Origin of the sequence: Terriglobus sp. YAF25, from assembly GCF_052113305.1 — a bacterium.
Taxonomy (GTDB): domain Bacteria; phylum Acidobacteriota; class Terriglobia; order Terriglobales; family Acidobacteriaceae; genus Terriglobus.
The window spans coordinates 1-5,533 of the sequence record NZ_JBFRCY010000448.1 but is presented as its reverse complement, the minus strand read 5'-3'; the positions used below and the strand labels follow the sequence as shown (position 1 = coordinate 5,533).

Genomic DNA, 5,533 nt, shown 5'->3' with positions numbered 1-5,533 from the left:
CTGTTATCCCTGTAGCTTTTGCAGGATTGCATCAACGTCATAGACACAGCCACCCCACACGCCACCGCTGGCCTGCACCAGGGCCGCCCACAGGCGTGTATCTGCCGGCAGACCTGGATGCTGCGCAAGATCAGGCCGGGGCGAGCGAGCTGCGAGCCGCTTTGCTCCCTCTTCCGGGGTGAAGCGTTCGTCTCCTTCACCGATCAGGTTCACTGAGCCGTGAAGTTGCTTGCGATCGACCACGATCTCGATCGTGTCGCCGTCACGCAACTTGCCAACGGGGCCACCCGCCAGTGCCTCCGGCGATACATGGCCGATGCATGCGCCCGTCGATACACCGCTGAATCGCGCATCGGTGATCACGGCGACATGGCGGCAGTACGGCAGATTCTTGAGTGCTGAGGTGATCTGGTAGATCTCCTGCATGCCCGCTCCTTTGGGGCCGCTGCAAATCAACGCCATCACATCGCCTTCGCCAATGTTTCCCTGCTTGATGGCGGCTATCGCAGCTTCCTCCGTCAGGAAGACTCTCGCGGGACCTGTATGGCGATACACACCATCGGCATCGATCAACGCCGGATCGATCGAAGTGCTCTTGATCACGCTTCCATCCGGTGTGAGATTGCCTGATGGGAAACAGACAGTCGACGTGAGGCCGGCAGAACGTGCCCGATCCGGAGACATGATCACGTCGCCGGCATCGACTCCATCCAGATCGCGCAGGCGCTGCTTCAGAATGCGCCTGCGGTCGCTTTGTTCCCACCATTCCAGGTTTTCGCCAAGAGTGGTACCGCTTGCCGTCATCGCGCTGAGATCGAGCAGGCCGGCGTTCCGCAGCTGCAACATCACCTCTGGCACACCGCCCGCCAGAAAGACCTGAACCGTGGCGAAGTTTCTGGGGCCGTTGGGTAAAGCATCAACCAGTCGAGGAACGCTGCGGTTCGTATGCGTCCAGTCTTCAACGGTTGGGCGGCGAAGCCCCGCGGAGTAGGCAACGGCCGGAATATGCAGCAGCAGGTTGGTGGAACCGCCGATAGCAGCATGAACCACCATCGCGTTGCGGATGGCGGCGTCAGTCAGCACATCACGGGTTCCGATGCCAAGCGACGTCATCCGCATCATGGCTCGCGCGCTGCGTGTCGCGGCATCGAGCCAGATATCCTGCCCAGAAGGCGCAAGCGCTGTATGCGGCAGGCTGAGCCCCATCGCTTCAGCAACCGCCTGGGCGGTTGCGGCTGTACCGAGAAACTGGCAGCCACCTCCCGGCGAGGCACAGGCCCGGCAACCCATCTCCGCGGCGTATTCCAGCGTGATCTGGTGCTGGGAATAGCGTGCTCCAATCGTCTGTACCTTGCCAGCGTCCTCCCCGTCCTCGGGCAGAAGCGTGACGCCACCTGGAATCAGAACACTGGGATAGGTTCCAGAAGACGCCAGCGCCATCATCATCGCCGGTAGCCCCTTGTCGCAGGTAGCCACACCAAGCACACCACGACGCGTCGGCAACGACCGCATCAGCCGGCGTAGCACGACGGCCGCATCGTTCCGGTACGGCAGCGAATCCATCATGCCGTCGGTTCCCTGGGTCCGGCCATCGCAGGGATCGGTGCACGCACCGGCAAAGGGCGTAGCGTGGAGGTTCCTAAGCTCACGGGCGGCCTCTGTCACCAACAGGCCCACCTCCCAGTGACCGGTATGAAAGCCAAGCGCAATAGGAGTGCCGTCCGCCGCGCGCACACCGCCGTGCGTACTCAGGATCAGATATTCGGGGTCACTCAGCCGCCCAGGCTCCCATCCCATGCCGGCATTCTGGGACAGACCGAAGAGATTGCCCGAAGGCTGCCGCACCAGCATCTCTGGCGTAATCGGCAGCGCTCCCTCAGGACCGCGTGCGTGCGTCTTCACTGCCTGAAGCAGCGACACATCGCTGTTGAGAATCGTTTCTATCCCGATCGCTTCAGACATACAAACCGTAAGACATGCGTGGAGTGCCGATAAAGTTCGACCCACAAAGAAATGTACAGGAAACGGGTAGATTCTGGCGACCGGCGTTAAATCTCCTCCACCGGCAGGCATTCCATAGGCACGGTTCCATTGTTGTTTTCGTCACATATCTGGTTTGCTTTCAACTGACCCGATGTCTCAGTTTGGAAGGGTTGGGCATTGCAGACAAGAAGATGACATTCGGCCAACAATTCGGCGAACCCGCCGCTTCATACTGAAGTTCGACGCAACCCGCAATGAGTCTACCGATCGCCCAACATGGATTTGAAACAGCCGCACCGCTTCAGGATGGCCATCTGGTACACGGCCCGGAGTTGCACATCCGCCGCCGGTTCAATTGCATGGGCTTTGCCGTTGATCTCGCCACAAATCATCCTGAAGTGGAGATAGCAGCTGCCGAAAGCTGGAGCACGGCTCCTGCTCTCTTTGCCGACGATCCGATTCACATTGCGGTGACAGTCGTAGAGAACGGGGAAACCATCTGTCCTCCGGCTCCCGTCTTCCGCTCCCTCGGACATGTCGGCATGCATATTGCAGACTCGTCCAACGTGCTGTTGTCGGATATGGAGACGGGCGATTCGCAGATCTGCATCTCGACGGCGGCATTAACGTCTCGCCCGTATCTGCGTTATTTCTTCCTCGAAGCGGCTGCGCTCACGATGATCTCAACACGCTACTGCGTTCCAATTCATGCAGCCTGCGTTTCTGCACAAGAGCACGGAGTCCTGCTCTGCGGCGAGTCCGCGGCGGGAAAATCATCCTTTGCGTATGCCTGCGCTCGCTCCGGTTGGCGTTATACCTCCGACGACGCCTCCTATCTCCTGTTACGGCAATCTCCCTCTGCCATCGTCGGTAACTGCAACCAATTTCGTTTCCGTCCAGGAGCCCGTGAGCTCTTTCCGGAGCTTCGCCACTTCGAGATCACTCCACGGGCAGCAGGAAAGCCATCGATGGAGCTGCAGGTGGCAAAGCTCAAGGGCATCAAAACACAGCAGAGCGCCTCGGTGGCCCTGCTTGTCTTCCTTGACCGCGTCTCGTACGGTCCTCCGGCGATTCTTCCCCTTCAGTCCGGACATGCCCGTTCCTTTATCCGGCAACACTGGTCCAGCATGCGCGAACCTCAGCATGCTGCGGTAGATCGCCTGTTACGGGAGGCGCCGGTTATCCGGCTGACCTACAGCGGGTTCGGGGACGCCATCCATCATCTGGAGCAGTATCTGCACAGCCTGCATTGAGCCCAAATCACTTAGTCCCGTCTCCCCCTTGTCACAAGATTGTCACTTTGCTACCTTTTTGGCGGACGCGGGGCTTTTCAGAGTGACAATTAGCCCATGCTCCAGATGGGAACTCACGAATTGACTCAGCCCCCCGTTGTGATGCCGACCCGCACGCACATCCTGGTTGTCGAAGATGATCCTCGGATGCAAAAGGTCCTCCACAGGACCTTCCGTGAGCTTGGATATAGTGTGACGGTCTGTGGCGACGGCAAGACAGGCCTCGACGCATTCCACAGTATTCGGCCATCAGCCGTGATTCTGGATCTTGTTTTGCCCAATATCACCGGACGCGACCTTTGCAAGGCGATGAAGGCAGAGCGGCCGGAGACGCCAATCATCGTTGTCTCTGCCGCGAAGAGCTGCTGAACGAGGTCTGGGGTTACAATTCCTATCCAACGACGCGGACCGTTGACAATCAGCTTCTGAAACTTCGCCAGAAACTCGAAGTCAATTTTGCGGAGCCCCAACATTTTCAGACGGTCTACGGCGCAGGGTATAAATTCGTACCGTAGGTCTGAGATTGAAATGTTAACGAAAGACACGCCAGGCATTCGTACACGCTTCCTTCTGCTTGCCTCGCTGGTCCTCGTCATTGCAGGATCGACCTCCGCAAGTCTCCTGATTATCCGCGGCCGTCTTCAACAGCACGCCCAGGCAGCGTTTTCGGCTGACCTCTATCGCTCGGTCGAGCTCTTCCAGAAGCTGCAAACGCAAAAACTGGTAAATCTGCGCAGAGCCAATGCGCTGATTGCCGATCTTCCCAGCCTGAAAGCGCTGATGACAACCCGGCATCAGCAGACGGTGGCCGATGGCTCAGTCCCGTTCTGGAGAGTCAGCGGCAACGACCTGTTCGCACTTGCGGACCGGGACGGCAACATCCTGACCCTTAATACCCGCCAGCCCTCGGCACAACTTCTGCCTGCCCTGCAGGAGAAATTTTCAGATCCATCGCAACACCTTCTGCTTGCGGGTTCCGATCTTTACGAATACGCCACAACGCCGATCTACTTTGGCGACCAGGCGACGGGTACGCTTCTTGGCTACGTCATCAGCGGTTATGCGATCGACCACGAGCTTCTGCAAGATGTGGCCAGCAGCGCCGGCTCCGACGCCGCGGTCGTCCACGGCTCTCAGCTCATCGCCAGCAGCCTGCCGGATGCGCGAGTTACCAGAATCTCTGGAGAACTGCAAACCCTTATTGGAGCATCTGCTCCAGTTCTGGCGGTCCTGAACGGGGAACGTTATCTGGCAATCACAAAAGACTTCGACTCCAGCGAGAATGCCCCAATCCGGCTCGTCATGTTGAAGTCATTTGCGCAGACGGATGCCGCTGAAAAACAGATCAATCGTCTCGTGGCACTGGCGGGCGCCATTGCCCTCGCTGGTGGCACGATCCTGATGCTTCTGCTGTCGCGCATGGTTACGAGTCCCATTGAGCGCCTCACCTCGGGCGTCCGTGCCTTCGGCACCGGAAATGACACCTATGTTCTACCTTCCAATGGGACCCAGGAGGTCCGTTTTCTAAGCAAGACCTTTGCGCAGATGCGCGAGCAGATACAGACAACCAACTCCAAGCTATTGGAGGCTGAAAGACTGGCCACGATCGGCCGCATGGCTTCATCCATCTCCCATGACCTGAGACATTACCTTGCCGCCGTCTATGCGAACGCGGAATTTCTGGCATCCCCGAATCTATCGGAGGCAGAAAGAAACGAGCTGTATGAGGAGATCCGGCTCGCCGTCCAGGGCACTACAGAGATGCTGGATTCGCTGCTCATCTTCGGCCGCACCGGGAATGCGTTGTTACGAACCACCGCATCGGTGGAGGTCATTGCAGAACGCGCGCTTACTCTGGTCAGATCGCATCCTGATTCTGATGGTGTCGCAGTTACTTTTGTCAACAACGCTCCGGATACCACAGCAGCCGTGGATGGCCGCCAGATCGAACGGGCCCTGTATAACCTGTTGCTCAATGCCTGCCAGTCAGCAAGGCAGAGCGCTACAACGCGCAGTGTCTCACTGACGCTGACAGCAACTCCGCAAACCATCACTGCCAGCATTGTCGACTCCGGCCCCGGCGTTCCGGCAAGCATCCGCGATAATCTTTTTGCGCCATTCGTGAGCGAGGGGCGTCACAAAGGTACCGGCCTGGGACTTACCCTGGCATGGACCGTTGCGCGGGAACACGAGGGCGAGGTGCGACTGGTGGATGGGCGTGCCGGTTCAACGACATTCCTCTTTACCATCTCTCGCAC

At 58.6% G+C, this 5,533-nt stretch carries 5 protein-coding genes; 4 read left to right on the top strand and 1 reads right to left on the bottom strand.

Going from position 1 to position 5,533, the window contains the following annotated elements; all coding sequences use genetic code 11:
• Positions 1-3: 3 nt before the first annotated feature.
• Positions 4-1,962, bottom strand: a complete 1,959-nt coding sequence (locus AB4043_RS17660) for a YjhG/YagF family D-xylonate dehydratase (RefSeq protein WP_442299571.1) — start codon at positions 1,960-1,962, stop codon at positions 4-6.
• A gap of 275 nt (positions 1,963-2,237) precedes the next feature.
• Here AB4043_RS17660 and AB4043_RS17655 point away from each other — a divergent pair, with 275 nt between their 5' ends.
• From AB4043_RS17655 to AB4043_RS17640, 4 genes are all read left to right on the top strand, one after another.
• Positions 2,238-3,236, top strand: a complete 999-nt coding sequence (locus AB4043_RS17655) for an aldolase (RefSeq protein WP_442299570.1) — start codon at positions 2,238-2,240, stop codon at positions 3,234-3,236.
• Between the two features lie 186 nt (positions 3,237-3,422).
• Complete coding sequence (locus AB4043_RS17650; RefSeq protein WP_442307658.1) at positions 3,423-3,644, top strand: response regulator transcription factor; 222 nt, start codon at positions 3,423-3,425, stop codon at positions 3,642-3,644.
• On the top strand, positions 3,575-3,790 hold the full coding sequence (locus tag AB4043_RS17645; protein WP_442307657.1) for a winged helix-turn-helix domain-containing protein: 216 nt from the start codon (positions 3,575-3,577) through the stop codon (positions 3,788-3,790). Before AB4043_RS17650 ends, AB4043_RS17645 begins: the two co-directional genes overlap by 70 nt.
• Before the next feature lie 13 nt (positions 3,791-3,803).
• Positions 3,804-5,533 (top strand): HAMP domain-containing sensor histidine kinase (locus AB4043_RS17640; RefSeq protein WP_442307655.1); only part of this gene is annotated, 1,730 nt, incomplete at its 3' end.

What these genes read in the sequence shown, in the direction of transcription:
- AB4043_RS17660 (WP_442299571.1), bottom strand. Translation starts at nt 1,962, where the DNA reads ATGTCTGAAGCGATCGGGATAGAAACGATTCTCAACAGCGATGTGTCG.
- AB4043_RS17655 (WP_442299570.1), top strand. Translation starts at nt 2,238, where the DNA reads ATGAGTCTACCGATCGCCCAACATGGATTTGAAACAGCCGCACCGCTT.
- AB4043_RS17650 (WP_442307658.1), top strand. Translation starts at nt 3,423, where the DNA reads ATGCAAAAGGTCCTCCACAGGACCTTCCGTGAGCTTGGATATAGTGTG.